General features: G+C 74.4%; 22 protein-coding genes. 9 read left to right on the plus strand and 13 right to left on the minus strand.

The features are described 5' to 3' along the window. Window positions 1–105: 105 nt before the first annotated feature. Complete coding sequence (gene clpB / locus AC0VX4_RS01915; protein ID WP_002853975.1) at window positions 106–2,700, plus strand: ATP-dependent chaperone ClpB; 2,595 nt, start codon at window positions 106–108, stop codon at window positions 2,698–2,700. 128 nt (window positions 2,701–2,828) lie between these two features. On the opposite strand, the gene AC0VX4_RS01920 is transcribed toward clpB, so the two are convergent. After that, a complete protein-coding gene (locus AC0VX4_RS01920) occupies window positions 2,829–4,247 on the minus strand; it encodes a M20/M25/M40 family metallo-hydrolase (RefSeq protein ID WP_475464502.1) in 1,419 nt (472 codons plus the stop codon). A 294-nt stretch (window positions 4,248–4,541) separates the two neighbouring features. Between AC0VX4_RS01920 and AC0VX4_RS01925 the strand changes: the two genes are divergently transcribed. The 3 genes from AC0VX4_RS01925 to AC0VX4_RS01935 all read left to right on the plus strand — a co-directional run bounded on the left by AC0VX4_RS01925 (window position 4,542) and on the right by AC0VX4_RS01935 (window position 6,862). Continuing rightward, the gene (locus AC0VX4_RS01925; protein ID WP_002853979.1) at window positions 4,542–4,748 is read left to right on the plus strand and encodes a DUF3073 domain-containing protein; all 207 of its coding nucleotides are present in this window, start codon (window positions 4,542–4,544) and stop codon (window positions 4,746–4,748) included. Beyond that, window positions 4,745–5,689: a Sir2 family NAD-dependent protein deacetylase gene (locus tag AC0VX4_RS01930; protein ID WP_002853981.1), complete on the plus strand. Its 945-nt coding sequence runs from the start codon at window positions 4,745–4,747 to the stop codon at window positions 5,687–5,689. Before AC0VX4_RS01925 ends, AC0VX4_RS01930 begins: the two co-directional genes overlap by 4 nt. 183 nt (window positions 5,690–5,872) lie before the next feature. Further along, a complete protein-coding gene (locus tag AC0VX4_RS01935; RefSeq protein ID WP_036334113.1) occupies window positions 5,873–6,862 on the plus strand; it encodes a hypothetical protein in 990 nt (329 codons plus the stop codon). A 66-nt stretch (window positions 6,863–6,928) separates the two neighbouring features. Here the strand turns inward: AC0VX4_RS01935 and purM are convergent, their stop codons facing one another. The 11 genes from purM to AC0VX4_RS01990 form a co-directional block, all read right to left on the minus strand. Further along, the gene (gene purM / locus AC0VX4_RS01940) at window positions 6,929–8,086 is read right to left on the minus strand and encodes a phosphoribosylformylglycinamidine cyclo-ligase (protein WP_002853984.1); all 1,158 of its coding nucleotides are present in this window, start codon (window positions 8,084–8,086) and stop codon (window positions 6,929–6,931) included. Next, window positions 8,083–9,696 (minus strand): amidophosphoribosyltransferase, encoded by a 1,614-nt coding sequence (gene purF, locus AC0VX4_RS01945; protein WP_002853985.1) that lies wholly within the window; start codon window positions 9,694–9,696, stop codon window positions 8,083–8,085. The genes purM and purF overlap by 4 nt, the downstream gene beginning before the upstream one ends. Continuing rightward, complete coding sequence (locus tag AC0VX4_RS01950) at window positions 9,693–10,100, minus strand: hypothetical protein (RefSeq protein WP_002853986.1); 408 nt, start codon at window positions 10,098–10,100, stop codon at window positions 9,693–9,695. Before AC0VX4_RS01950 ends, purF begins: the two co-directional genes overlap by 4 nt. A 74-nt stretch (window positions 10,101–10,174) precedes the next feature. Next, window positions 10,175–12,184: an ABC transporter ATP-binding protein/permease gene (locus tag AC0VX4_RS01955; RefSeq protein WP_475464503.1), complete on the minus strand. Its 2,010-nt coding sequence runs from the start codon at window positions 12,182–12,184 to the stop codon at window positions 10,175–10,177. Beyond that, window positions 12,181–13,317 carry an efflux RND transporter periplasmic adaptor subunit gene (locus AC0VX4_RS01960; protein WP_002853990.1) on the minus strand — a complete coding sequence of 379 codons (1,137 nt, stop codon included), beginning with the start codon at window positions 13,315–13,317 and terminating at the stop codon, window positions 12,181–12,183. Before AC0VX4_RS01960 ends, AC0VX4_RS01955 begins: the two co-directional genes overlap by 4 nt. After that, on the minus strand, window positions 13,314–14,177 hold the full coding sequence (locus AC0VX4_RS01965) for a hypothetical protein (protein WP_002853991.1): 864 nt from the start codon (window positions 14,175–14,177) through the stop codon (window positions 13,314–13,316). Before AC0VX4_RS01965 ends, AC0VX4_RS01960 begins: the two co-directional genes overlap by 4 nt. 68 nt (window positions 14,178–14,245) lie before the next feature. Then, window positions 14,246–14,599, minus strand: a complete 354-nt coding sequence (locus AC0VX4_RS01970) for a hypothetical protein (protein WP_002853993.1) — start codon at window positions 14,597–14,599, stop codon at window positions 14,246–14,248. A 246-nt stretch (window positions 14,600–14,845) separates the two neighbouring features. Then, window positions 14,846–15,247 carry a sterol carrier family protein gene (locus tag AC0VX4_RS01975; protein ID WP_002853996.1) on the minus strand — a complete coding sequence of 134 codons (402 nt, stop codon included), beginning with the start codon at window positions 15,245–15,247 and terminating at the stop codon, window positions 14,846–14,848. Then, a complete protein-coding gene (locus AC0VX4_RS01980; protein WP_475464504.1) occupies window positions 15,244–16,317 on the minus strand; it encodes an asparaginase in 1,074 nt (357 codons plus the stop codon). Before AC0VX4_RS01980 ends, AC0VX4_RS01975 begins: the two co-directional genes overlap by 4 nt. An 81-nt stretch (window positions 16,318–16,398) precedes the next feature. Then, window positions 16,399–17,196, minus strand: a complete 798-nt coding sequence (locus AC0VX4_RS01985) for an ABC transporter ATP-binding protein (protein ID WP_002854000.1) — start codon at window positions 17,194–17,196, stop codon at window positions 16,399–16,401. An 80-nt stretch (window positions 17,197–17,276) separates the two neighbouring features. Next, window positions 17,277–18,428, minus strand: a complete 1,152-nt coding sequence (locus AC0VX4_RS01990) for an ABC transporter permease (protein WP_002854002.1) — start codon at window positions 18,426–18,428, stop codon at window positions 17,277–17,279. A 187-nt stretch (window positions 18,429–18,615) separates the two neighbouring features. On the opposite strand from AC0VX4_RS01990, the gene AC0VX4_RS01995 reads away from it, so the two are divergent. Then, on the plus strand, window positions 18,616–19,995 hold the full coding sequence (locus AC0VX4_RS01995) for a sensor histidine kinase (RefSeq protein ID WP_475464505.1): 1,380 nt from the start codon (window positions 18,616–18,618) through the stop codon (window positions 19,993–19,995). Beyond that, window positions 19,992–20,621, plus strand: coding sequence for a response regulator (locus tag AC0VX4_RS02000; RefSeq protein ID WP_002854005.1), 630 nt, complete (start codon window positions 19,992–19,994; stop codon window positions 20,619–20,621). Before AC0VX4_RS01995 ends, AC0VX4_RS02000 begins: the two co-directional genes overlap by 4 nt. 42 nt (window positions 20,622–20,663) lie before the next feature. Here the strand turns inward: AC0VX4_RS02000 and AC0VX4_RS02005 are convergent, their stop codons facing one another. Then, a complete protein-coding gene (locus AC0VX4_RS02005; RefSeq protein WP_002854007.1) occupies window positions 20,664–20,933 on the minus strand; it encodes a hypothetical protein in 270 nt (89 codons plus the stop codon). 62 nt (window positions 20,934–20,995) lie between these two features. Between AC0VX4_RS02005 and purD the strand changes: the two genes are divergently transcribed. The 3 genes from purD to AC0VX4_RS02020 all read left to right on the plus strand — a co-directional run bounded on the left by purD (window position 20,996) and on the right by AC0VX4_RS02020 (window position 24,457). Continuing rightward, entirely contained in the window at window positions 20,996–22,285 is a 1,290-nt protein-coding gene (purD, locus tag AC0VX4_RS02010) for a phosphoribosylamine--glycine ligase (protein ID WP_060775059.1), read from the plus strand. Continuing rightward, on the plus strand, window positions 22,282–23,229 hold the full coding sequence (locus AC0VX4_RS02015) for a phosphoribosylaminoimidazolesuccinocarboxamide synthase (RefSeq protein ID WP_002854011.1): 948 nt from the start codon (window positions 22,282–22,284) through the stop codon (window positions 23,227–23,229). Before purD ends, AC0VX4_RS02015 begins: the two co-directional genes overlap by 4 nt. Window positions 23,230–23,407: 178 nt before the next feature. Further along, window positions 23,408–24,457: a hypothetical protein gene (locus tag AC0VX4_RS02020; protein WP_475464506.1), complete on the plus strand. Its 1,050-nt coding sequence runs from the start codon at window positions 23,408–23,410 to the stop codon at window positions 24,455–24,457. Window positions 24,458–24,474 lie beyond the last annotated feature (17 nt).

Raw genomic sequence — 24,474 nt, forward strand, 5'->3', positions numbered from 1 at the left:
GGTTGAGCTACATAGACTCAACTTTGTCTCGGCGGTGGGAACGGCCCGCCGTCGACGGTTGTCCGACACCCCCGGGACACGGGGGAGAGAAGGAGCGAGGCGCACATGGATGCCAAGTTCACCACCAAGAGCCAGGAGGCGCTCTCGGCCGCGGCCATGAACGCCTCCACCGCCGGCAACCCCCAGATCGAGCCGGCCCACCTGCTGAAGGCCCTGATGGACCAGCGGGAGTCCGTCGCCGTGGCCGTCCTCAAGGCCGCCGGGGCCGACCCCGACGCCGTCTCCACGGCGGCCTCCTCGGCCATCCGGCGCCTGCCCTCCACCCAGGGCAGCACGGTGGCCCAGGCGCAGCTCTCGCGCGCCGCCCTGCAGGTCGTGCAGAACGCGCGCACCCAGGCCGAGCAGCGCTCGGACCAGTTCGTCTCCACCGAGCACCTGCTGCTCGGCGTGGCCGCGGATCCGGGCGATGCCGGTGAGGCACTGCGCTCGAACGGGGCGAGCCTCGAGGCGCTCGCCGCCGCCCTGACCCAGGTGCGCGGCGACTCGCGCGTCACCACCCAGGACCCGGAGAACACCTTCCAGTCCCTGGAGAAGTACGGCACGGACCTCACCGAGGTCGCCCGCTCCGGCAAGCTCGACCCGGTGATCGGCCGCGACGCCGAGATCCGCCGCGTGGTGCAGGTGCTCTCGCGCCGCACCAAGAACAACCCCGTGCTCATCGGCGAGCCCGGCGTCGGCAAGACCGCCGTCGTCGAGGGCCTGGCCCAGCGGATGGTGGCCGGGGACGTCCCCGAGTCCCTGCGCGGCAAGACGCTGATCAGCCTGGACCTGGGCGCCATGGTCGCCGGCGCCAAGTACCGCGGCGAGTTCGAGGAGCGCCTGAAGGCCGTGCTCGAGGAGATCAAGGCCGCCGAGGGTCAGGTCGTCACGTTCATCGACGAGATCCACACCGTTGTGGGCGCGGGCGCGTCCGAGGGCGCCATGGACGCGGGCAACATGCTCAAGCCCATGCTGGCCCGCGGCGAGCTGCGCCTGATCGGCGCGACCACCCTGGACGAGTACCGCGAGAACATCGAGAAGGACCCCGCCCTGGAGCGCCGCTTCCAGCAGGTCTACGTGGGCGAGCCCAGCGTGGACGACACGATCGCCATCCTGCGCGGGCTCAAGGAGCGCTACGAGGCCCACCACAAGGTGGCCATCGCCGACTCCGCGCTCGTGGCCGCGGCCACGCTGTCCCACCGGTACATCACCGGCCGCCAGCTGCCCGACAAGGCCATCGACCTCGTGGACGAGGCCGCCTCGCGCCTGCGCATGGAGATCGACTCCGCCCCGGAGGAGATCGACGTCCTGCGCCGCCAGGTGGACCGCCTGACCATGGAGGAGCTCGCCCTCGAGGGCGAGACGGACCCGGCATCCGTCGAGCGGCTCGAGGCCCTGCGCGCCGAGAAGGCGGACCGCGAGGAGGAGCTCACCGCCCTCACCGCCCGCTGGGACGCGGAGAAGGCCACCCTCAACGAGGCCGGTGACCTGCGCGCCAAGGTGGACGAGCTGCGCTCGCTGGCCGAGAAGGCCCAGCGCGACGGCGACCTCGCCGAGGCCTCCCGCCTGCTGTACGGCGAGATCCCCGCGCTGGAGAAGCAGCTCGAGGAGGCGGACCGCGCCGCCCGTGAGGCCGACCGCTCGACCACCGAGCCGATGGTTTCCGAGGAGGTCACGGCGGACGACATCGCCGAGGTGGTCTCCGCGTGGACCGGCATCCCCGCCGGCCGCATGCTCACCGCCGAGTCCGAGAAGCTGCTCACCATGGAGGAGCACCTCGGCGAGCGGCTGATCGGGCAGCGGGACGCCGTCGTCGCCGTCGCGGACGCGGTGCGCCGCTCGCGGGCCGGCATCGCGGACCCGAACCGGCCCACCGGCTCGTTCCTGTTCCTGGGCCCCACGGGCGTGGGCAAGACCGAGCTCGCCAAGGCGCTCGCGGAGTTCCTCTTCGACGACGAGCGCGCCATGGTGCGGATCGACATGTCCGAGTACGCGGAGAAGCACTCGGTCTCCCGCCTGGTCGGCGCCCCTCCGGGCTACGTCGGCTACGACGAGGGCGGCCAGCTCACGGAGGCCGTGCGGCGTCGCCCCTACTCGGTGGTGCTGCTGGACGAGGTGGAGAAGGCCCATCCCGAGGTCTTCGACATCCTGCTCCAGGTGCTCGACGACGGCCGCCTCACCGACGGCCAGGGCCGCACCGTGGACTTCCGCAACGTGATCCTGATCCTCACCTCGAACCTGGGCTCGCAGTTCCTCGTGGACCCGACCCTGGACGAGGCCGCCAAGCGCGAGTCCGTGATGTCCGTGGTGCGCGCGGCGTTCAAGCCCGAGTTCCTCAACCGCCTGGACGAGATCGTGCAGTTCGACGCGCTCACCGTGGACGAGCTGACGCGGATCGTGGACCTGCAGGTCGAGTCCCTGCAGGCGCGCCTGACGGACCGCCGCCTCACCCTCGAGGTGTCCGACGCCGCCAAGGCGTGGCTCGCCGAGACCGGGTTCGACCCGGCCTACGGCGCCCGGCCCCTGCGCCGCCTGGTGCAGCGCGAGATCGGCGACCGCCTGGCCCGCGGCATCCTCGCCGGGGAGATCGCGGACGGGGACACCGTGGTCGTGGACCGCGTCGAGGGCGAGAACGGCCTCACCGTGACCCGCAAGGGCTGACGCCGGGACCGACGGCTCGTGACCCTCCTCCCTCTGGCACGTCGGGGGCGGTTTCGGGTGGTATCCGGCCTGGATACCACCCGAAACCGCCCCCGACGGCGTCTGCGGGTCGGACGGAGCCGCGCGGGTCAGCGGGTGCCGAGGGCGTCGGCGTCCTGCTGGAGGGTGCCGATCAGGTTGGCCACCGCGCGGGCCGTGTGGGTCAGCGTGGTGATGGAGACGTTGTCGATGTCGTCCTGGGGCGTGTGGTAGTTGTCGTCGCGGATCGACAGCAGGCCCGTCGAGGCGATGCCCGCGTCCACGAACGGCGCGTAGTCCGAGCGGCCGTTGCTGCCCTCGGGCTGGTGCGCGTGGCCGTCGCGGTCGAGCTGCGCGCCGAGCAGGGACTCAGCACCGATCGACCAGTCGGCCGTGAGCACGCCGAGCGTGTTCTGGTGGTCCAGCGGCGCCACCATGTCCAGGTTGGTGTAGAGGATGATGTCCTCGCGCTCCGCGGCGGTCAGGGTGTCCACGTAGTGGTGCGAGCCCAGCAGGCCGATCTCCTCGGCGCCCCACAGGGCGAAGCGGACCTTGCTCTCGGCCTTGTTGGCCTTGGCGGCCTGGCGCGCGACCTCGAGGGTCGCCGCGACGCCCGAGGCGTTGTCGTGGATGCCCGGGCCCTCCGGCACGCCGTCCAGGTGGGCGCCGAGCATCACGACGTCGTCGTCGCTGCCCGTGCGCGTCTCCGCCAGCACGTTCCAGGTGGGCCGCTGCTCCACGAGCTGCTCGAGGTCCAGGGTGACGGTGGCGCCGCCGCCGCGGGTCTGGGCCAGCAGGTCGGCGCCCAGCTCGCGGGTCACGCCCACGGTCCCGACGACGTCGCCCGGCTCGGCGCCCAGGGTGCCGTTCAGTGCGCCCTCGGCGTTGTTGTAGATGATGACGGCCTCGGCGCCGGCCGCGGCCGCGACCTGGGACTTCTGGGCGAAGGTGCAGTCGCCCCGGGAGACCAGGGCGACGCTGCCGGTCAGGTCCGCGCCGGCCCAGTCCGCGTCGGCGCAGCCGGTGGCAGCACCGGAGGGGGCGGAGAGCGGGGCGTCGGTGACCTGCGCCGACGGCGAGGACGTGAAGACGGTGTGCTCGAGGTCACGCTGGACGGGCCCGGTCTGCTGAAGCCGGTCCCGCAAGGTCTCGGTGTAGGTGATCTCGAACTCCTGGAGCTCGACGTCGTAGCCGGCCTCCTCGAGCTCGCCCACAGCGTAGTCGAGGGAGGCCTGGAAGCCCGGCGTGCCCGCGGCGCGGTTGCCGTGCTCGTCCGCGATGGCCGCGAACGCCTCGATGTCCTGGCGGAGGTGGTCCGAGGAGATGGATCGGACCAGCTTCTCCGGGGAGTTCGGGTTGCCGCCGGCGCGGTTCAGGCCGGGGCCCAGGCCGCGGTCGGCGGTCTGCGTGGTGGCCGCGGGGGCCTTCGCGGGGGCGGCCGGGGCCGCTGGTGCGGCGAGTGAGACGGGGGCGGCGGTCAGCGTGGCGGCCAGGGTGGCGGCGGCCAGCAGGGTGGGGGTGCGGCGCATGGGCATCCTCATCGTGGGGGTGGATGTGACGTATGCAACATAGCCCATCGTCCAGCGACCGTGCAGGGTGTGTGTCACGCCCGTCCAGCCGGGTGCCGCACGTGCTGCGGCCGCCCGCGTCGCACCCGGCGCCGCCGCACGTCCCGCCGGACCGGGCCGGCCGTCGTCGTCCTCGGGCCGTCCAGCCGGTCATGTATCCTTGTCCGCACGAACCATATTGACCAGTGAGTACCTCGGCGGGCCCCTGTGCGCCACAGATCCGAGGCGGCGAGAGATGCGAAGGGGGTCACGCTCATGGGGCGCGGCCGTCAGAAGGCTAAGGCCACGAAGCAGGCACGGGAGATGAAGTACTTCTCTCCCGGAACAGACCTCTCGGCACTGGAGCGAGAGCTCACGGGCGGGCGCACGCCCAGCCCGGAGCCGGACCAGGAGCCCGAGTACGAGGATCCCTACGCGGACCTCTACGCGGAGGACGAGGACGACGACGCGCGGGCGCGATGACGCCCGCACGGCATCCGGCCCTGGACGGGCATCAGGCCGCCCTGCGGTCGATCGCCAGGGTGGTGGATGAGACAGCACCGCTGCAGGACCCCGAGACGGCGTCTCGGGGTCTGCTGCGTCTGATGGAGGAGTCCCGCCCGCTCGTGATCACCGGGGCTGGCGTGTCCACGGACTCCGGCATCCCGGACTACCGGGGGCCGAACGGGTCCCTGCACCGCCACCGGCCGATGACGTACCAGGAGTTCCGGGACGACCCCGCCGCCCGCCACCGCTACTGGGCGCGCTCGTTCGTGGGCTGGCGCCGCATGGACCAGGCCCGGCCGAACGAGGCGCACCGCATCCTCGCGCGCTGGGCGGCCGAGGGGCGCATCGCCGGCATCCTGACCCAGAACGTGGACGGGCTGCACGCCGAGGCCGGACGCGCGGCGGGCATGCCGGAGGACCGGCTGATCGAGCTCCACGGGAACCTGGCGCGCGTGGCCTGCCTGAACTGCGGGGCCACCGAGTCCCGCCGTGACCTGGACCTGCGGCTCGAGGCCGCCAATCCGGGCTACCTCGAGCGCGTGGCGATCGACCCGGACGCCGTGAACCCCGACGGGGACGTCTCCCTCGACCAGCACTGGGTGGAGGAGTTCACGATGGTCGGCTGCCGGGTCTGCGGCTCCGTGAAGCTCAAGCCGGACGTCGTGTACTTCGGCGAGTCCGTGCCCGCGGCGCGGCGCGCGGCCGCGGAGGCGATGGCCGACGACGGCGGCGCGGTGCTCGCCGTCGGCACCTCGCTGGCCGTGATGAGCGGCTACCGGTTCGTGCTGCGGGCCGAGCGGGCCGGGCATGAGACGGGGCTGATCAACCTCGGCCCCACCCGCGCCGACGCCAAAGCCCGCTGGCGCTGGCGCGCGCCGGTCGCCGACGCGCTGGCCTGGCTCGACGCCCGCCTCTGATCCCCCCCGCCCACGTTTTCGTGCGGGAAACGGCGGGCGCCGGGGCGCTTTCGTGCGGGAAACGGCGGGCGCCGTGCCCGGGGCCACGCACGACTCCTGCACAGGTGGCGCCGCCGACGTCGTCGTCCACGGTGGCTGCTCCCGCGCGGGCGGGGTCGGCCGGGTTGAGCCATCGTCACGGGCATGGCCACGTCATCCCAGCCCTTGTCGGACATCGTCGAGGCCGGCCGTCCGTTCACCCGTGGCGACCTGCGCGCGGCCGGGGTCTCGGAGCGACTGGTCCGCGGCGGTGACGTGCGGCGCGTGACGCATGGGGTCCATCGGCTCCGGTCTGACCACCTCGGCCCGTGGGCGGAGCTCGGCTACGCCGAGGCCCCCGCTCCCTTCGCACCGGAGGAGACGGCCGCGATCGTGGCGGCGAGCGGGGGAGTGGCCTCCCACCTCACAGCGTTGCTTCTGCACCGCGTGCCGCTGCCGCCGTTCCTGGCGGAGGACGGCACCGTGCACGTGTCCCGGCCACACCCGCGAGGGGCGAGCGTCCGCCCAGAGATCACTTCGCATGCCCGCCTGGTCCCAGCCGCGGATGTGACCGCCCTCCACGGGATCCGCCTGACGAGCCTGGAGCGATCCTGGGCGGATCTGGCCGCACTGCTCCGTCCAGGCATGCTCGAGCCCGTCGTGGCGGCCGGGGACGCCCTCGTCCACCGACCCTGGTCGCCGGAGGGGCGCCGCTCACCACGGACCACGACGGCGGCCCTGCGATCCGCGCTCCTGCGTGCCGGTCGGTTCAAGGGAGTGCGCACCGCCCGTGCCGCCCTCGAGCTGGTGCGGGTGGGCGCGGACTCCCCACAGGAGACAGCCCTGCGGCTGGCACTGGTCCACGCCGGCCTGCCCGAGCCGGAGCTCCAGCTGGTGCTGCACCCGGGCCGGGCCCGGTCGCCGGACGCGGATCTGGGGTGGCGGCGGTGGCGCTTGGTGGTCCACTACGACGGCGGCCACCACCTCGACCCGGCACAGCTCACCGTGGACGCGTGGCGGGACGAGGGGTGGGCGCGCGCGGGCTGGACGCAGATCTGGGTCACGGTGGACGACTCACGGGACGACTTCCGGCGCGTCCTCGCCGAGGTGCAGGCGCACCGGGCTCGGCTCGGCGGGCGGATCTTCGCGTCGTGAACCGCCGTTTCCCGAACGAAAACGCCCCGGTGCCCGCCGTTTCCCGAACGAAAACGCCCCGTGGGGTCAGGCGGCGTACTGGCCGCGCATCAGCACGGCGCCGCCGTCGACGCCCTTGGCGCCCTGCACGAAGTCCAGGCCCGCGGCCGCCGCGCCGTCGGTGAGGGCGCCGATGGTGCCCATCTCCCACGCGTCGATGCCGGCGTCCACGAGCACGGAGATCGACGTCGCGGCCACCTCCGGGTCCACCACGGCCACCATGCCCACGCCGAGGTTGAGGGTGCGCTCGAGGTCGGACTGCGGGACGCGGCCGAGCTCGCCCACCAGACGGAACACGGGCGGCAGGGACCAGGTGTCGCGCTCGACGGTCGCCATGAGGCCCCGCGGGAGCACGCGCGCCAGGTTCGCGGCCAGGCCGCCGCCGGTCACGTGGCTGAACGCGCGCACCGGCAGGTCCGAGCCGCCGTCGTGGCCGTTGAGGCGCTGCACCAGGTCGAGGCAGGCGCGGGAGTAGATGCGGGTCGGCACGAGCAGCTCCTCGCCGAGGGTGCAGCCGAGCTCGGTGACCTCACGGTCCAGGGACCAGCCCGCGGCGTTCACCACGCGGCGCACGAGCGAGTAGCCGTTCGAGTGGATGCCGGAGGAGGCCATGCCGATCACGACGTCGCCGGACTGCACCCGCTCCGCACCCAGGACCATGTCCGCCTCGACCACGCCGGTGGCCGCGCCCGCCACGTCGTACTCGTCCACGGCCAGCAGGCCCGGGTGCTCGGCGGTCTCGCCGCCCACGAGCGCGGTGTCGGCCAGGCGGCAGCCCTCGGCCACGCCGCGCACGATGTCCGCGATGCGCTCGGGCACGACCTTGCCGCACGCGATGTAGTCGGTCATGAACAGGGGCTGGGCGCCGACCACCACGATGTCGTCCACGACCATGCCCACGAGGTCCTGGCCGATGGTGTCGTGCTTGTCCATCGCCTGCGCGATCGCCACCTTGGTGCCGACGCCGTCCGTGGACGTGGTCAGCAGCGGCTTGCGGTACTGCAGCAGCGCGGAGGCGTCCCACATGCCGGCGAAGCCGCCGATGCTGCCTAGGACCTCGGGGCTGTGGGTGGCCTTCACGGCGTCCTTCATCAGCTCGACGGCGCGGTCGCCGGCCTCCACGTCGACGCCGGCCGAGGCGTAGGTGATCGGGGCGGCGGAGGAGGGGGTCTGGTTCGGGGTCACAGCGGGGTCCTGTCCGTCTCGGTGAGCAGCTTCTCGTCGTCGGCGTCCGGGCCGGGCTCGCAGCCCGTGGCGGTCACGGTGGTGGTCGCGCCGTCCTCGTCCAGCACCACGGTGGACGCGGGCGACACGGCGACCGGCTCCAGCAGGCCCTTGCCGCGCTCGCCCTCGTCGGCCAGCGGGATCGGGTAGTCGCCGGTGAAGCAGGCGGTGCACAGGCGCTCGCGCGGCTGCCCGGTGGCCTCGATCATGCCCTCCTCGCTGATGTAGGCCAGCGAGTCGGCGCCGATGGACGCGGCGATCTGGTCCACCGCGGCGCCGTTGGCGATGAGCTCGGCGCGGGTGGCGAAGTCGATGCCATAGAAGCAGGGCCACTTCACGGGCGGGGAGGAGATCTTCACGTGCACCTCGGCGGCGCCGGCCTCCTTGAGCATCCGCACGACGGCGCGCTGGGTGTTGCCGCGCACGATCGAGTCGTCCACCACCACGACGCGCTTGCCGGCCACCACGGTGGACTGGACGTTGAGCTTGAGGCGGATGCCGAGCTGGCGCAGCGTCTGGGACGGCTGGATGAAGGTGCGGCCCACGTAGGCGTTCTTCACGAAGCCCTGGCGGAACGGCAGGCCCGAGGCGTCCGCGTAGCCCACGGCGGCGGGCGTGCCGGACTCGGGCACGGGGATCACGACGTCGGCCTCGACCGGCTGCTCGAGCGCGAGGCGGCGGCCCATCTCCACGCGGGACTCGTACACGGAGCGCCCGGCGATCGTGGCGTCCGGCCGGGCCAGGTACACGTACTCGAACACGCAGCCGGCCGGCTTCGACTCGGCGAAGCGGGTGGAGCGGATGCCCTCGTCGTCGATCGCGATCATCTCGCCGGGCTCGACCTCCCGGATGAACGAGGCGCCGACGGTGGCGAGGGCCGACTGCTCGGAGGCCACCACCCAGCCGCGCTCGAGGCGGCCGAGCACGAGTGGGCGCACGCCCTGCGGGTCGCGGGCGGCGTAGAGGGTGCGCTCGTCCATGAACACGAAGCAGTAGGCGCCGCGGATCTTCGGCAGCAGCTCGAGGGCGGTCTCCTCGAGGCGGTCCCCGGGGGCCCCATGCAGCAGGGCCGTGACCAGGGCGGTGTCCGTGGTGTTGCCCTGCTTCATCTCACCGTGGGTGTGCCGGCCCTCCGCGGCGTGCACCATGCGCAGCAGCTCGGCGGAGTTCACGAGGTTGCCGTTGTGCGCCAGGGCGACCGTGCCGTCGTCGGCGGTGGCGCCCAGGGTGGGCTGGGCGTTGGCCCACTTGTTCACGCCGGTGGTGGAGTAGCGGCAGTGGCCGACGGCGATGTGGCCGCTCAGCGCGGTCAGGGTGGCCTCGTCGAACACCTGGGAGACCAGGCCGATGTCCTTGTAGACGGCGATGCGCCCACCGTCCGAGACGGCGATGCCCGCGGACTCCTGGCCGCGGTGCTGGAGCGCGTACAGGCCGTAGTAGGCCAGCTTCGCGACCTCCTCGCCCGGCGCCCACACGCCGAACACGCCGCATTCGTCCTGCGGCCCCTGGTCCTGGGGGTCGAGGGCGGCGGTCAGGCGGCCGTCGCCTCGTCGGGTGCGCGGTGCGATCACTGCTCGGGGGTCCTTTCGGTGGGGGTGGTGCGGGCGGGCGGGGCACCCGCGTCCACGCGGTCCAGGCGGACGTCCGCCACGGCCGGGTCGTCGGTGCGCTCGAGGACCACGGTGCGCGCGGTCGACCGGGAGCGGCGGTCCAGCAGCAGCCACACGAGCAGTCCGAGCACACTCGTGCCGAGCATGCTCAGCAGGGCCGCGAAGCCGAACGTCTCCGAGAAGGAGAGCGGGATGCCGGAGTACGGGTCCGCGGGCGGGGTGGGGGAGGCATGGACCGCGGTGGTGATCACGAGGGCGATCAGCAGGCCGAGCGCGAGCGCCACCGCGAGCACCGCGGTCAGCCGCGGGGCGCGACGGACGGTGTAGGCGCGCTGATCGGGGGTCGGCTCGGGGGCGGAGGTCATGCGCGCCAGTCTATCGAGCCGGGCGGACGCCCCAGGACCCGGGTTTCGCACCCCGGCGTCGGGGGCCGGAGCGGTCAGCCGCGCAGGGCGTCCGCCGGGCGCTGCCGGCTGGCCACCCACGCCGGGTACAGGGCGCTCACGACGCCGGCCGTCAGCCCGAGGGCGAGCGACAGCGGCGCGGCGGTGGTCGGCAGGACGGCGGCCCAGCCCCGTGCGTGGGCGACGGCGAGGACCGCGGCCGTTCCGGCCGCCGCGCCCACGGCCCCGCCGGCCAGGCCGATGAGGGCGCCCTCGAGCAGGAACAGCCGCGCGATCAGCCCCCGCCCGGAGCCGATGGCTCGGCGCAGCGCGATCTCCGCGGTACGGGACTGGACGGAGAGGTACATTGCGGTGGACGCGCTGATCACCGCGAGGGCCAGCAGGACGGCGGAGAGGACGCCCACGAACGCGCCGAGGTCGTCCGAGACGCCGGCACGCAGGTTCCGCAGGTCCGCGACGGTGCGCGTTGTTACGCGGCCGGGGTTGGCCGGGTCGATCACGAGCGGGGCCGCCTGCGACACCGGGTAGGGGAACCCGGTCTCGGTGCGGACGGTCAGCGTGAGCGAGGGCTGTCGGGCACCGGCCATCACGGGTCGGGTCACGAACACGGCGGCGCCGAGCTGCGGCGTCCGCTCGGACACCCGCACCAGGCCGAGGACGGGCACGGACTGCCCCTCCACCCAGATCCGGTATCCGGGGGAGAGGACGCCTGAATCCGGCGCGGGCAGGTGGAGGGCGCGGGCGGCGTCGGGGGTCACCCAGGCGGCGCGCTCGGCGGCGGACTCGAGGACCGCCTCCGACCCGGCGGGGAAGCGCAGGTCCGCGGCGGCCGCGTAGGACGCCGACGCCGACGCCAGCGTTAGCGCGGCCGCGGGCTCGGGCTCGTCCGGGGCGGACCGGGTGATCCGCGCGTCGGCCGGGCTGATCTCGGCCAGGTGCCCGGCCGCCTGCACGTGGGGGAGCGCGGCCAGGTCGGTGCTCCAGCGGGTGAGGCGATCGTCGCCGGGGTCGAGCAGGCCGTCGTCGGCGGGGAGGTTCACCACCACCTCGTCCAGCGCGGCGGCCGTGAGCCGCGCGCTGACCTGGGCCGTGGCCGTCTGAGAGAGGCCCACGGAGGCGACCAGTCCGCCGATGCCCACGGCGAAGGCGGCCATGAGCAGCACCGTGCGTAGGAAGCGGGAGGAGAGCGAGGAGAGGGCGTCGACCGCGTCGTCCAGCAGGGCCGAGGCCCGGTGACCGGACGCGGGCGGCGACGGCGGCCGCGCCTCCTTCGCCGCGACGCCCCGTGACCCTGGCCCCGCGGCGGCGGAGGGCGTGGGTGCGGACCGCGATTCGGTGAGCACGCCGTCCTCGATGCGCACGTGCCGGTCGGCCTGGGCGGCGATCGCCGGGTCGTGGGTGATGAGCAGGACGGTGGTGCCGCGGGCGTGTAGTTCGCGCAGGTGCTCGATCACGATGCGACTGTTCGCCGAGTCCAGGTTGCCGGTGGGCTCGTCCGCGAGGATGACGCGCGGGCGGGTCGCCACGGCGCGGGCGATGGCCAGACGCTGACGCTCGCCGCCGGAGAGCAGCTTCGCGCGGGTGCCCAGGCGGTGGCCGAGGCCCAGGAGGTCGAGGGCCTCGCCCGCCCGGACGTCCCGTTCGTCCCACGGAACGCGCTGGATGCGCAGGCCGAGGGCGGCGTTGGTGCTCACGGCCTCGTCCCCGAGCACGTGGCTGGACTGGAAGACGAAGCCGAACACGCGCGAGCGTAGCCGGTCCCGCTCGGCCTCGCCCATGGCCGTGGTGTCCTTGCCGTCCACGAGGTAGGCGCCGGCGTCCGGGCGGTCCAGCAGACCGAGGACGTTCAGCAGGGTGGACTTGCCGGAACCGGAGGGGCCCACGATGGCGATGAAGTCGCCCTCATGCACCGTGAGGTCCGCCCCGTCCAGTGCAGGGCGGTCCGCGCCGGCGAAATGCTTTCCCACGCCGCGCAGTTCGAGCAGGGCCGGGGGAGCGTCGGAACGACGGCCCGGATCGACCGCGGCGTGCGGGACCGTGCTCACGAGACCTTCACCCGGTCGCCGGCCTCGAGCTCGCCGGTGACCGCCGCGTAGCCGCCACCCGTGACCCCGACGGTCACGGGGACGCGCCGTTCGTCGGGCCGGGCAGAGGCGCCGGCACCGGAGCCCGTGGCTGTCGCGGCGTCGTCGCGGAGGATCACGTAGGCGTCGGAGCCCATCCCGCGGACGGCGGTGAGGGGCACGGCGAGGCCGGGCTCCGCCGTCGTCTCGGGTGCGGTGCTGACGGAGACGGACTGGCCCACCGGCGGCACCTCCGCGCCCTCGCCGAGGGCGACCGTGATCGTGTGGCCGGCGCGGCCCTCACCCTGGGCGGCCTGGAAGTCGCCGATGGCGGCGACCGTGCCCTCGAGGGCGGCGCTCCCGGCGGCCACCCGCACGGGCTGGCCCTTGCGCAGCGCGGCGGCCTGCGTGACGTCGGCGGTGAACTGCACGCTCGGGGGGCTGGTCTGCAGGCGCAGCAACGGCTGGTCGTCCGTGAGGGTGGCGCCATAGCCGGCGGCGGAGACCACCTGCGCGCCGCCCGAGCCCAGCGGGATGAACTGGCGCCACCCGACGGAGACCGGGGTGTCCTGGGGCAACGGGGCCCCGGCCTCCTGGAAGAGCTCGCGCAGAGCTCGCGCGGTGCGGGCGTCGAGGACGCCGTCCTTCCCGGCCGTGTGGCCCACCTTCTCCAGCGCGCGCTGAAGGGAGGACACGTCCTCGCCCGTGTCACCCTCGGTGAGGTCCCGGTAGAGGGCGAGAGGCTCCGGCAGGAACACGTAGGTGACGCCGGAGACCTCTCCGGCCACGTCACCGGGCCGCACCGTCTGCCCAGGTTTGACGGTCTGGCGCAGCACGACGGCCGGCCCCTCCGCCGTGACGGCCACGCTGCGCGTCTTCCCTGCGGCGACGGTCCCGGCGAAGGAGGCGCTCGTGTCCACGACGCGCTGCTCGACGGCGGCCCACACGTCGATCGGCTGGGACACCGCGGCGGGGTCCGCCGTCCGGGGTGGCTGGAAGAAGCGGCCGGCCACGAACGACGCGGCGAGGAGCGCCAGGACGAGCAGGCCGACGATGGCGAGACGACCGGGGCGGGCCAGGCGACGCCCGGCCCGGTGAGGCCCGGCCGGGCTCACTGGTGGCTCGCGAGGTAGGCGCGGGCTGCGTCGACGTGCTTCGCGGTCTCGGCCTTGACGTCCTGGAGTGCTGCCTCGTTCTGCTTGATCAAGGGCGCCTGATAGCTCGCCTCGATGTCCCCGAGACGCTGGGTCAGCTGCGTCTTCTCGTTGCAGTCGGCCTCGATGCTCGCGATCCGGATCTCCTCCTTCTTGCGCGCCGGATCGGCCGAGCCCTCCTCGCTGGCCTCGAGGATCTGTTGGGCTTCTGCACTGGTCCAGGCGCTCTCGTCATCGCGCGGGGTGAGGCCGTGGTCACGGAGGCAGGTCGTCCATTCCTCGCGGGCTGTCTTCCACGCATCGGTCGCGGACGCGGAGTTGTACGCCTTCGTGGCGAGCTCACCGGGCAGGCCTCCGGAGAGGGCCGCCTCTGGGATGCTCACCGCGTCCATCTGCGCACCGACCTCTCCTCGGCACGCATCGTAGGCCGCGTTGAAGGACGGATCGGACTCATCACTCCACTCTCCGGGAGGAGGGGCCGACTGATCGACCGCGGGGATGAACCCCTCCTGCGCGGCTTGCTCGGGCAGCCACAGGCCGTAGGGGCGGTCCAGGCCGGGGCCGGTCGAGTCGGCCGCTGGGGCCAGTCCCGCGTGCCCGCGGCCGTTGAGGCACTCCCGGAGCACGCTCTGGCTGGCGCGTTGCGTGACATTGAGCTCGTCGACCGTGGCCTGGTACTCCTCCAACGGGAGCACGACCTGTCCGCGGGCACGGTCGAGCTGTGCCTTCGCCGCGGTGTCCGGGACGGGATCGGCAGAGCTGCATCCCGTGACGAGGAGCGTTGCTGCGATCATCGGCGCAAGGGCCATCAGCTTCTTCATGCGGTGCACCTTCGTGTCGAGCCGGCACCGTCCCGTCCGGAGGGACGGAACGGTGCCGACGGAGCAGATCAGTAGGTCCGGTAGGGGGACGTGTCCCAGCTACTGATCCGGTCGTTCCATGTCTCACCCCAGTGGAGGTTCGTTGCCGTGTCGCGGAGATCGTTCCAGTCCATGCGAGTGATGAAGTTCCGGCCGGAATAGCCGTTGTCCTCCCAGAACTTGACGTAACTGCCATAGGTGCGGATCGAGGAGATCTGATCGTTCATGGTGCCGACGTTCGAACGGTCGGTGCCGCCGAGGGGATTGCCGGAGTAGTTCATGTGGGGATAGGCGGACACGGCCTGGGCAGGCGCAGCCAACGATCCGGCGAGAGCGAGCCCGGCGAGGGCGGTGGAGGCAAGTTTCAGAGCCGTGCGCATCATGCACATCCTTGGTGTGACGCCCCGGCGGGGGCGATACGAGTGAGGGTGCGAACGCTTTCAGGCCCCCCCCCCGCCTGGACTGCGGAACAGCTGAGGCGAACCTATGCGACCGCTGGGAGTGTCGCAACTGTACTTTTGTGCAGGTTGATGGCCGCGTGTGTGATCGACATCACAATGGGTTGGCTGGAATGGTCCACAGCCGACGAGCACCCGAGTAGCTGGGAATCCGCCGCGTCCACCCCTCGCTCACGGCCGCACGAGCGGCAGGTGCGCGGCGAGGTCCGCTCGCACGCCCGAGGCGCGCACGCCGCCGGCCGCCGTCGCGTCCGCCCAGGACGTCAGACCTGTCGCCAGGGACAGCCATGTCACGGCGTCCATCTCCACCACGTTGGGCGGGGTGCCGCGGGTGTGCCGGGGCCCGGGGAGGCACTGGGCGACGCCGAAGGGCGGCACGCGCACCTCCACCGAGTTCCCGGGCACGCGGGTCGCCAGCTCCTCGAGCGCGAAGCGCACCGCCGTCGCCCGCGTGGAGCGCGGCAGCGCGGCGGCCGCCGCGGGGTCCTCCGCGTGGGCGTGCGCCCACGCCAGCAGCGCCGCGTGGCCCTCGACGACGGGCACCCGGCGGCGGGGCACGGAGCCGGTGGTCACGCCCCCGCCTCGAAGGCCGGCAGGACGTCCCCCACGAGGTCCCGCACCGGCGCGGCCAGGCGGATCTCGCCGACCGGCTCGCCCCGGCCGAGCACCGGGGGCACGACGGCGGCCAGCACGCCCGGCAGCGTCGCCCGGTCCACGTGGTCCGGGGCGAACCGGGCCAGCAGCGCGAGCGCGACCAGGTCGCCGGCCCGCGTGCCGCCGTCGAGCGCCTTGACGGCCACGGCCGTGCCGTCCGGCGCGGCCATGACGAGCACGCCGTCCGCGCCCGCCTTGGCGAGCAGGCCGAGCTCGCGCATCACCACGGTGTTGGAGCTCGTCTCCCCGTGGACGGCCCACGGGTGCTCGAGCATCGCCGTGGCGACGGCGGCCGCGTGCGGATCCGCGTCGGCGCGGCTGGGCGCCGCGGCGACCCGCCCGATGCCGCGGGCCAGGCCCGCCAGCGAGACGACGGCGGCCGGGGCGCCGCAGCCGTCCACACCGGTGTGGGCCACCGGCTCCCCGCAGTACTCGGCGATCACCGCGTCCACCTCCCGCTGCAGCGGGTGCGCCGGGTCGAGGTACGTGGCGACGTCGTGCCCGGACGCCGCGCACGCCGCGAGGAAGCCGGCGTGCTTGCCGGAGCAGTTGAAGGCCAGCGGGGTGGCGGCGGCGGCCTCGCCGTCGCGGCGGACCTGGGCCACGACCTCGGAGGTGTCCGCGGGCCAGGCCGGCGGGCACCGCAGGGCGGACGCGTCGAGGCCGGCGTCGGCGAGCATGCGCTCGGCCAGCGCCTGGTGCCGGAGCGTGCCCCGGTGCGAGCCGCACGCGATGGACAGGGCCTCGCCCTCCAGCGCCGCCCCGTGGCGCAGCGACGCGACGGCCTGGAACGGCTTCAGCGTGGAGCGCGGATAGATCAGCGTGTCCGCGGGGCCGAGCCCGGCCAGCACTCGCCCGTCGGGGCCGGTCACGACGGCGGCGCCCGCCGTCCGGGACTCGACGAAGCCGTTGCGGACGGTCTCCACGAGCTCGACGGCGTCGGACAGGGCGAAGGTCTCGCCCGCGGGGGCGACGGTGGCGTGGGTCATGCGGTCCAGGGTAGCGAGGGCTCCGGACGCGCCGGGCGTCCGGGGCCGGTGGGCCGGGTCGGGTCCGGCGACGTCACCGGCTCACTCCGCGGAGAGCCGCCCGTCCACCATGGTCAGGGTGCGGTCCGTGGCGGAGAGGAACTCGTGGTCGTGCGTGACCATGAGCGTCGCCACCTGCTCCTCGCGGGTCAGCGTGCCCAGCAGGTCCACGACGGCGGCCGAGCGCTCGCGGTCCAGCGCGGAGGTGGGCTCGTCCACGAGCAGCAGCGTCGGGGAGGCCATGAGCGCGCGCACGATGTTCACGCGCTGCCGCTGGCCGCCCGAGAGCTGGTGCGGGCGCTTGCGGGCCTGGTCGGCCAGGTCCACTCGCTCGAGCAGTTCCAGGGCCCGCGCCCTGGCAGCTTTGCGGTCCGCGCGGGTGGCGTCGCGGTCCAGGTGCACGGTCAGCTCGAGCTGCTCGGCGGCGGTGAGGGACGGGATGAGGTTGGGCTGCTGGAAGATCATGCCGATCTCCTGGCCGCGCAGCGCGGTGCGCTCCTTCCGGGACAGCCCGGCCATCTCGCGGCCGGCCACGGACACGCTGCCGGAGGTGGGCGTCACGAGGCCCGCGGCCACCGCCAGCAGGGAGGACTTGCCCGAGCCGGACGGGCCGACCATCGCGGTGAACGTGCCGGGGAGCAGGTCCAGGCTGACCTCGTCCAGGGCACGCAGCACGCCGCGCTCGCCGTCCGGGTACTCCAGGACGAGGTCGCGCACGGACAGCGCGGGGGTGGCGTCGGCCGCGGCGGCGGGGCGCTCGGCGGCGACGCGGTGGGCGGCCGCGGCGGCCGGGGTGCGGAGGGTGTCGAGGTCGGCCTGCGGGGCGGTGAGGGCGGTCATGGGGAGGTCCTTTCTCCAAGCGGGGGCGAGGCGGAGCCGAGGGGGACGACGGCGCCGGGCGGCGCCGTCGTCAGAGGCGGTCAGTTGCCGCCGAGGGCGACCAGCGGGTCGATCCGGGTGACGCGGAAGACCGCGACGACGGCGGCGAGCATGCCGAGCACGAGGACCCCGGCGGCGGGCACCGCGGTGGTGGCCCACGAGAGCTCGAACGGGACGGCCCGCCCCGCGAACGCGCCGATCGCGGCGGCCAGCCCGGTGCCCACGGCCACGCCGCCGACGAGCACGAACGCGGCCTGCGCGAGCGAGTCCTTCAGCACCCAGCCGTTCGAGCCGCCGAGGGCCTTGAGCACCGCGATGTCGCGGGTGCGCTGCACCGTCCAGATGGACAGGAACGCGATCACCACGAGCGCCGAGATGCCGTACAGGAAGCCCTGCATGGTCATCAGGGAGCCGTTCTCCGACCGGTAGCTGGGCAGGGCGGCGTAGGAGCCCTTCACGGTCTCGGCGACGGTGCCCGCGGCGTCGTCGCCGGCGTCGGCCACGGCGTCGACGTCGGCGCCGGCGTCGAAGCGCACGAGGCCGGCGGTGCCGAGCACCGCGTCGTCGGCGGTGTGCGAGATGGCGTTCCAGTCCTCGAGCGCCAGCCACGTCACGGGGGAGTGGGAGTAGTACTCGGTCGACACCACGTCGGCCACGGTGTACACGAAGCCGGAGACCGCGACGGCGTCACCCGCCTGGGCGTGGAGGGAGTCGGCCACGTCCTGGCTGAGCACGATCTGCCCGGGCTCGACGCCGGCCGGCGCGTCGGAGCCGCCCGGGGTGAGGCCGATGAACGCGGTGGTGGCCACGCCGGTGGTGGGCTCGCCGGACACGTCCGCGCGGCGCTGCGGGTCCGTGTCCACGGGGTGCTCGAGCCCGACGGCCCGACCCTGGCTCACCCCGAGCGGCTCGACGGAGGCCACGCCGTCCGTGGCCGCCCACGCGTCGCGCTGGGCCACGGTGAACTCGGACTGGGTGAACGACGCGGTGGGCTCCTGGCCCGCCGCGCCGCCGAAGACCAGACGCTGCACGCCCTGCTCGCCGAGGCGGTCGATCGCGGCGGTGTTCTGCCCGCCCAGGCCGGCCGTGAGGCCGGAGAGCATGACGAGCAGCAGGCTGATGAGGGCCACCACGGAACCCATGAGGGCGAACCGTCCGGTGGCGAAGCGGAGGTCGCGGAGTGCGAGGAACACGGGGCGCGTCCTTTCCTGGAAGAGGTCTGTCCTGAGGTTGCCTCCACGGTCTCGCGCGGGGAGGGGTCGGCACATCGCCCGCGGCGGCTGGACCCGGTCAACCGAATGGTTGATCCCGGCGGCGCAGCGGCGCGGCCCCGGGGCCGCGGGCCGTTGTCGCGTCTGGGGCGCGCCCTAGGGTGGAGCCATGTCCGTCGCCCCCCGCGCCGCCGTGCCCCCGGCGGCCACCGAGACCGGCACCACCGCCGTGCTCGCCGGCCTGCGCGTGGCCCTGCACGTCACGTTCGCCGCGCTGCTCACCGTGGGGCTGGCGCGCGCGCTCGCGGACCGGTCCCCGGAGGCGTCCGGTCCGTTCCCGGCCACCACCCTGGTGCTGCTGACCGCCGCGCTGGCGGGCGTCTACCTGGCCGGGACCGTGCTGGAGCGGCGCCGGTGGGCCCGGGGCGACGACGTCGGGCGCGGTCCGGCGGTCGCCTGGCTGGCCCTGGTGCTGCTGCTGCTGTGGGGCCTGCTCGTGGCCCACCACGGCGACTTCGCGTGGGTCGCCTTCCCCCTCTTCTTCGTCGTCCTGCACGTGGTCGGCCGGGTGACCCGGCAGGCGTGGGTGCGCCACGTGGTCGGGCCCGTGATGGTCGTGGCGATGGCCGTCGTCGTGGTGGCCGGGATGGCGTCGGGCGCCGGCGGCGTGCGGGTGCCGGCCGTGATCGGCCCGCTGGTGGGCGCCGCCGTGGCCGTGGTGCTCTCCGAGGCGTACCGCGCCCTGCACGCCGAGTCCGAACGCCAGCGTGCCGTGGCCGAGCAGCTGCGCGCCGCGCAGGCGGAGCTCGCGCGCACGGAGCACCGGGCGGGGGTGAGCGCCGAGCGGGAGCGGCTCGCCCGCGAGATCCACGACACCCTCACCCAGGGGCTGGCCTCGATCGTGCTGGTCTCGCGCGCGGCCCAGGACGCGCTCGACGCCGCCGACCCCGCCCTGGCCCGGCAGCGCATGGAGACCGTGCGCGCCACGGCCGTCGAGAACCTCGCCGAGTCCCGCCGCTTCGTCCGCGACCTGCGCGGCACCGGGGCGCCGTCCCTCGTCGAGGCGCTCGAGCGCGCGGTCGCCGGGTTCGCCGACCGGCAGGCCGCCGCCGGGACGCCCGTGGCCGCGGACGTCGAGGTCGTGGGGGAGCCGGTCGCGGTCGCCGAGGCCGTGGAGACCGCCGTGCTGCGGGCCGTGCAGGCGTCCCTGGCGAACGTCGGCGCCCACGCGGGCGCCCGGCGCGCCCGCGTCACGCTGGGCTACCTCGGCGACGAGCTCACGGTGGACGTGGCCGACGACGGCGCGGGGTTCGACCCGGCCGTCGTCGTGGCCCGCGCCCGGGCCGGAGCCTCCGGTGCCGACCCGGGGGCGGGGACCGGCGTGGGACTGGCGAGCGTGCGCGAGCGCCTCGCGGCGGTGGGCGGCGAGGCCACCGTCGAGTCCGCCCCCGGCGAGGGCACCGTGGTGGCGCTGCGGGTGCCACTGGCCGCCGCCGGGGCCGGCCGGGGCGCGGATCCCGAGGAGACCGAGAGTGAGGAGACCGCATGAGCGTGCGCGTGATGCTGGTGGACGACCACCCCGTGGTGCGGGCGGGGGTGCGGGCCGTCGTCGAGGCGCACCCGGACCTGACCGTGGTGGCCGAGGCCGCCGACGGGGCGGAGGCGATCGGCGTCCTGGAGGCGGGAGAGCCCACGGTGGACGTCGTGCTGATGGACCTGCAGATGGGCGCGGGCATGGACGGCGTGACCGCCACCCGCGCCGTGCGGGAGCGGTGGCCGGGGGTGCAGGTGCTGATCCTGACGACCTTCGACACGGAAGCGGACATCCTCGCGGCCGTGAACGCGGGCGCCGCCGGCTACCTGCTCAAGGACGCCCCGAGCGAGGAGATCGCCTCGGCGGTGCGGCAGGCGGCGGCGGGGCGCAAGGCCCTGGCCCCGCAGGTCGCGGCCACGCTGATGGGGCGCATGTCCGGCGGCTCCGAGGTGCTGTCCGAGCGGGAGATCGAGCTGCTCGAGCTGATCGCGCGGGGCGCCACGAACAAGATGGCCGCGAAGGAGCTGTTCATCTCCGAGGCCACCGTGAAGACGCACCTGGTGCACATCTTCCAGAAGCTCGGCGTGGACAACCGCACCCGCGCCGTCGACGAGGCCCGGCGACGGCGCATCATCCGCTGACGGGCAGGCCGGGGCGGCCGGCGTTCGAGGGCCCGGCCCCGCTCAGCGGCGCCGCACGTACCGGGTGATCACCGCCGCGGCGACGGCGGCCAGCGCCAGCACGCCGAGCGCGGCGGGCAGGCTGAGGTCGCCGCGCTGGACGCCGAACCCCCGCAGCGTCCAGAAGACGATCAGGGCGCACGTGAACATCACGCCGACGAACGTCCAGACCGTGCGCAGCCCGGGGCCCAGTCCCGCACCGGGCCGATGGCGGGGGTCACGGGGGTCACCGTCGTCGCCGGGCTGACCGTGGTGGAGGGGAGGCATCGTCATGCGCTCCACCGTAGGGGCCACGGGCCGGGCCGGGCCAGGGCCACCGCGTAGGCTTGAGGCTCGTGAAGACCCTTGTGCTCGGCAACGGCGGCCGCGAACACGCGCTGCTCACCGCCCTCTCCCGTGATCCGCAGGTCAGCGCCCTCCACGCGGCGCCCGGCAACGCCGGCATGGCCGACCTGGCCACCCTCCACGCCGTCGAGGCCACCGACCCGGCCGCCGTCGTGGAGCTCGCGCGCGAGCTGGGGGCCGACCTCGTCGTCGTCGGTCCCGAGGCCCCGCTGGCCGCCGGCGTCTCCGACGCCCTGCGCGAGGCCGGGTTCGCCGTGTTCGGCCCCTCGCAGGCCGCCGCGCAGCTCGAGGCGTCCAAGGCCTTCGCCAAGCAGGTCATGGCCGCCGCGGGCGTGCCCACCGCCGGCTCCCGCGTGTGCACCACCGCCGCGGAGGCCGCCGCCGCCCTCGACGAGTTCGGCGCCCCGCACGTCGTCAAGGACGACGGCCTGGCCGCAGGCAAGGGCGTCGTGGTCACCCCCGACCGCGCCGAGGCCCTCGCCCACGCCGAGGCCTGCTTCGCCGCCGGCGGCACCGTGGTGATCGAGGACTTCCTGGACGGCCCCGAGGTCTCCCTCTTCGTGATCTGCGACGGCGAGGACGCCGTCGCCCTCACCCCCGCGCAGGACTTCAAGCGCATCCACGACGGCGACGCCGGCCCCAACACCGGCGGCATGGGAGCGTACACACCGCTGCCGTGGCTGCCCGAGGGCTTCACGGACGAGGTGATGGACCGGGTGGCCCGCCCCGTGCTCGCCGAGATGGCCCGCCGCGGCACCCCGTTCACGGGCGTGCTGTTCTGTGGCCTGGCCGTCACCGCCAAGGGCGTGGAGGTCATCGAGTTCAACGTGCGCTTCGGCGACCCCGAGACCCAGGCCGTGCTCGCCCGCCTCGAGACGCCCCTGGGCGGGCTGCTCGCCGACGCCGCGGCCGGCCGGCTCGGTGCGGACCGCCGGCTCGAGTGGAGCGACGACGTCGCCGTGGACGTGGTCATGGCCTCGGCCGGCTACCCGGCCTCCTCCTCGACGGGCGACGTGATCAGCGGGCTGGCCGACGCGGCCGCCCTCGAGGGCGTGCACGTGATCCACGCCGGCACCGCGGCGTCCGGTGAGGACGTGGTGACGGCGGGCGGCCGGGTGCTGGCCGTCGTCGGGCGCGGGGCGGACCTGGCCCAGGCGCGCGAGCGCGCCTACGCGGGCGTCGAGCGGATCCGGTTCGACGGCGCCCAGTGGCGCACGGACATCGGACTCAAGGCCGAGCGCGGCGAGATCACCGTGCCCGGGACGGAGGGAGCGAAGTGAGCGGGGAGCGCGTGGGGTTCACGGGGGCCGAGGCCCTCGAGCTGCCGGGCTGGCGGCACGTCTACTCGGGCAAGGTGCGGGACCTGTACGAGCCCGCCGACGCCGAGCCGGGACGGTCCGCGACGCTGCTCGTGGTGGCCTCCGACCGGATCAGCGCCTACGACCACGTGCTGGAGCCGCCGATCCCGGACAAGGGCGCCATCCTCACCCGGCTGACCCTGTGGTGGTTCGAGAAGCTGGCCGAGGGCTACAACGGGGCCCACGCCGAGCCGGTCGAGCACCATGTGGTGAGCACGGACGTGCCCGCGGCCGTGGCCGGGCGGGCGATGGTCGTCAAGCGCCTGGACATGTTCCCCGTGGAGTGCATCGCCCGCGGCTACCTGACCGGGTCCGGCCTGGCCGAGTACCGCGCGTCGGGCACGGTGGCCGGCCTGCCGCTGCCCGCCGGGCTCGTGGACGGCTCGCGGCTCGACCCGCCGATCTTCACGCCGTCCGCGAAGGCCGAGGTCGGCGAGCACGACGAGAACATCACGTTCGAGCAGATGGTCGAGCGCGTGGGCACCGAGGCCGCCGAGCGCCTGCGGTTCCTCACCCTGGACCTGTACGCGCGCGCCGAGGCGATCGCCCGCGAGGCCGGCATCATCCTGGCGGACACGAAGGTCGAGTTCGGCGTGGACCCGGCCACCGGCCAGGTGGTGCTGGGCGACGAGGTGCTCACGCCCGACTCCTCCCGGTTCTGGGACGCCGAGGACTACGAGCCCGGCCGCACCCAGGCGAGCTTCGACAAGCAGTTCGTCCGCGACTGGCTCACGGGCCCCGACTCCGGCTGGGACAAGGCGAGCGGGGAGGCCCCGCCGGCGCTGCCCGCCGACGTCGTGGCCAAGACCCGCGACCGCTACGTGGAGGCGTACGAGCGCCTGACGGGCCGCCCCTTCGACGCCTGACCCGCACTTTCGAACGTGGGATAGGCCCTCTCTCACGTTCGAAAGTCCCCATTCGCCCGATTTCACGTTCGAAAGTTCGGGGCGGGGTGGGGCGGGGCGGCTCCTGCACAGGGGCCCGGCCCCGCACAGGAGGGGGCCGGACGCCCGCCCGCGACGACGGCGCCCGCATCCTGGCCGCATGCCACGCCGCCCCGCACCCCTCCCGCCAGCCCTCGCCGGCCGCGTCTTCACCCGGCGCGAAGCCCTGGACCGCCTCTCCTCCGACCGGCTGCGCAGCCTCGACCTGCGCCGGGTGACCCACGGGGCACACCGCGCGGTCGTCGACGTGCCGGGGTCGTGGGCCGCGCTCGGATACCCCCGCCCCGTGGCGGCCCTGCCGCCGGAGGAGGCCGCCGCCGTGGTGGCTCTGACCCGTGGGGTCGCCTCGCATCTGACGGCGGCGCGGCTGCACGGGCTCGTCCTGCCGTGGTGGGCCGAGGAGGACACACGGGTGCACGTGAGCCGGCCGCACCGCACGGGTCGGACGGGGCGCGCGGGCGTCGCCTGCCACGGACGCACGGTGCCGGCCGAGGACCGCGTGGAGGTGCACGGGGTCCCGGCCACCTCGCTCGAGCGGACGTGGGTGGACCTCTGCTCCCTGCTGCGGCCGGATCAGGTGGCGGACGCCGTCGTCGCGGGGGACGCGCTCGTGAACCCACCGTGGGTGGACGGGTCCCGACTCCCGCCGCGCACGACGGCGTCGCGGCTCTCCGCGGCGCTGGAGCGGGCGGGCCGGTTCAAGGGCGTGCGGGTGGCTCGGGCCGCGCTGGCGCTGATCCGGGTGGGGGCGGACTCGCCTCCGGAGACGCGGCTGCGGCTGGCCCTCCTCGACGCCGGCCTCCCCGAGCCTCGCCTGCAGGCGAGGCTGGTCTCACCGGCGGGGGAGCGGACCGACGCGGACATGGTGGTCGAACGATCCCGCGTGGCCCTCCACTACGACGGCGGCCACCATCGCACGCCGGAGCAGCAGCGACGCGACGCACGGCGGGACCGTCTCTGGCAGGAGGCCGGCCACCTGTCCATCACGGTGATGGGCGCCGACCTGGCCGAGGACTTCCGGACCGTGGTGGCCGCCGTCGTCCGCCACGACCGGGCCGTGCGGGCGACCTCCACCACCTCCGGCCCCGCCCCCGCCGCAGGACTTTCGAACGTGAAATCGGGCGAATGGGCACTTTCGAACGTGGGATAGGCCCTCTCTCACGTTCG

The organism is Micrococcus sp. 63XJN7_8_ISO-PGPR-S23-253, from assembly GCF_056173425.1.

Coding starts and splice junctions, on each gene's coding strand:
- clpB (WP_002853975.1), top strand. CDS start 106: ATGGATGCCAAGTTCACCACCAAGAGCCAGGAGGCGCTCTCGGCCGCG.
- AC0VX4_RS01920 (WP_475464502.1), bottom strand. CDS start 4,247: ATGCGCCGCACCCCCACCCTGCTGGCCGCCGCCACCCTGGCCGCCACG.
- AC0VX4_RS01925 (WP_002853979.1), top strand. CDS start 4,542: ATGGGGCGCGGCCGTCAGAAGGCTAAGGCCACGAAGCAGGCACGGGAG.
- AC0VX4_RS01930 (WP_002853981.1), top strand. CDS start 4,745: ATGACGCCCGCACGGCATCCGGCCCTGGACGGGCATCAGGCCGCCCTG.
- AC0VX4_RS01935 (WP_036334113.1), top strand. CDS start 5,873: ATGGCCACGTCATCCCAGCCCTTGTCGGACATCGTCGAGGCCGGCCGT.
- AC0VX4_RS01950 (WP_002853986.1), bottom strand. CDS start 10,100: ATGACCTCCGCCCCCGAGCCGACCCCCGATCAGCGCGCCTACACCGTC.
- AC0VX4_RS01965 (WP_002853991.1), bottom strand. CDS start 14,177: ATGAAGAAGCTGATGGCCCTTGCGCCGATGATCGCAGCAACGCTCCTC.
- AC0VX4_RS01970 (WP_002853993.1), bottom strand. CDS start 14,599: ATGATGCGCACGGCTCTGAAACTTGCCTCCACCGCCCTCGCCGGGCTC.
- AC0VX4_RS01980 (WP_475464504.1), bottom strand. CDS start 16,317: ATGACCCACGCCACCGTCGCCCCCGCGGGCGAGACCTTCGCCCTGTCC.
- AC0VX4_RS01985 (WP_002854000.1), bottom strand. CDS start 17,196: ATGACCGCCCTCACCGCCCCGCAGGCCGACCTCGACACCCTCCGCACC.
- AC0VX4_RS01995 (WP_475464505.1), top strand. CDS start 18,616: ATGTCCGTCGCCCCCCGCGCCGCCGTGCCCCCGGCGGCCACCGAGACC.
- AC0VX4_RS02000 (WP_002854005.1), top strand. CDS start 19,992: ATGAGCGTGCGCGTGATGCTGGTGGACGACCACCCCGTGGTGCGGGCG.
- AC0VX4_RS02005 (WP_002854007.1), bottom strand. CDS start 20,933: ATGACGATGCCTCCCCTCCACCACGGTCAGCCCGGCGACGACGGTGAC.
- AC0VX4_RS02020 (WP_475464506.1), top strand. CDS start 23,408: ATGCCACGCCGCCCCGCACCCCTCCCGCCAGCCCTCGCCGGCCGCGTC.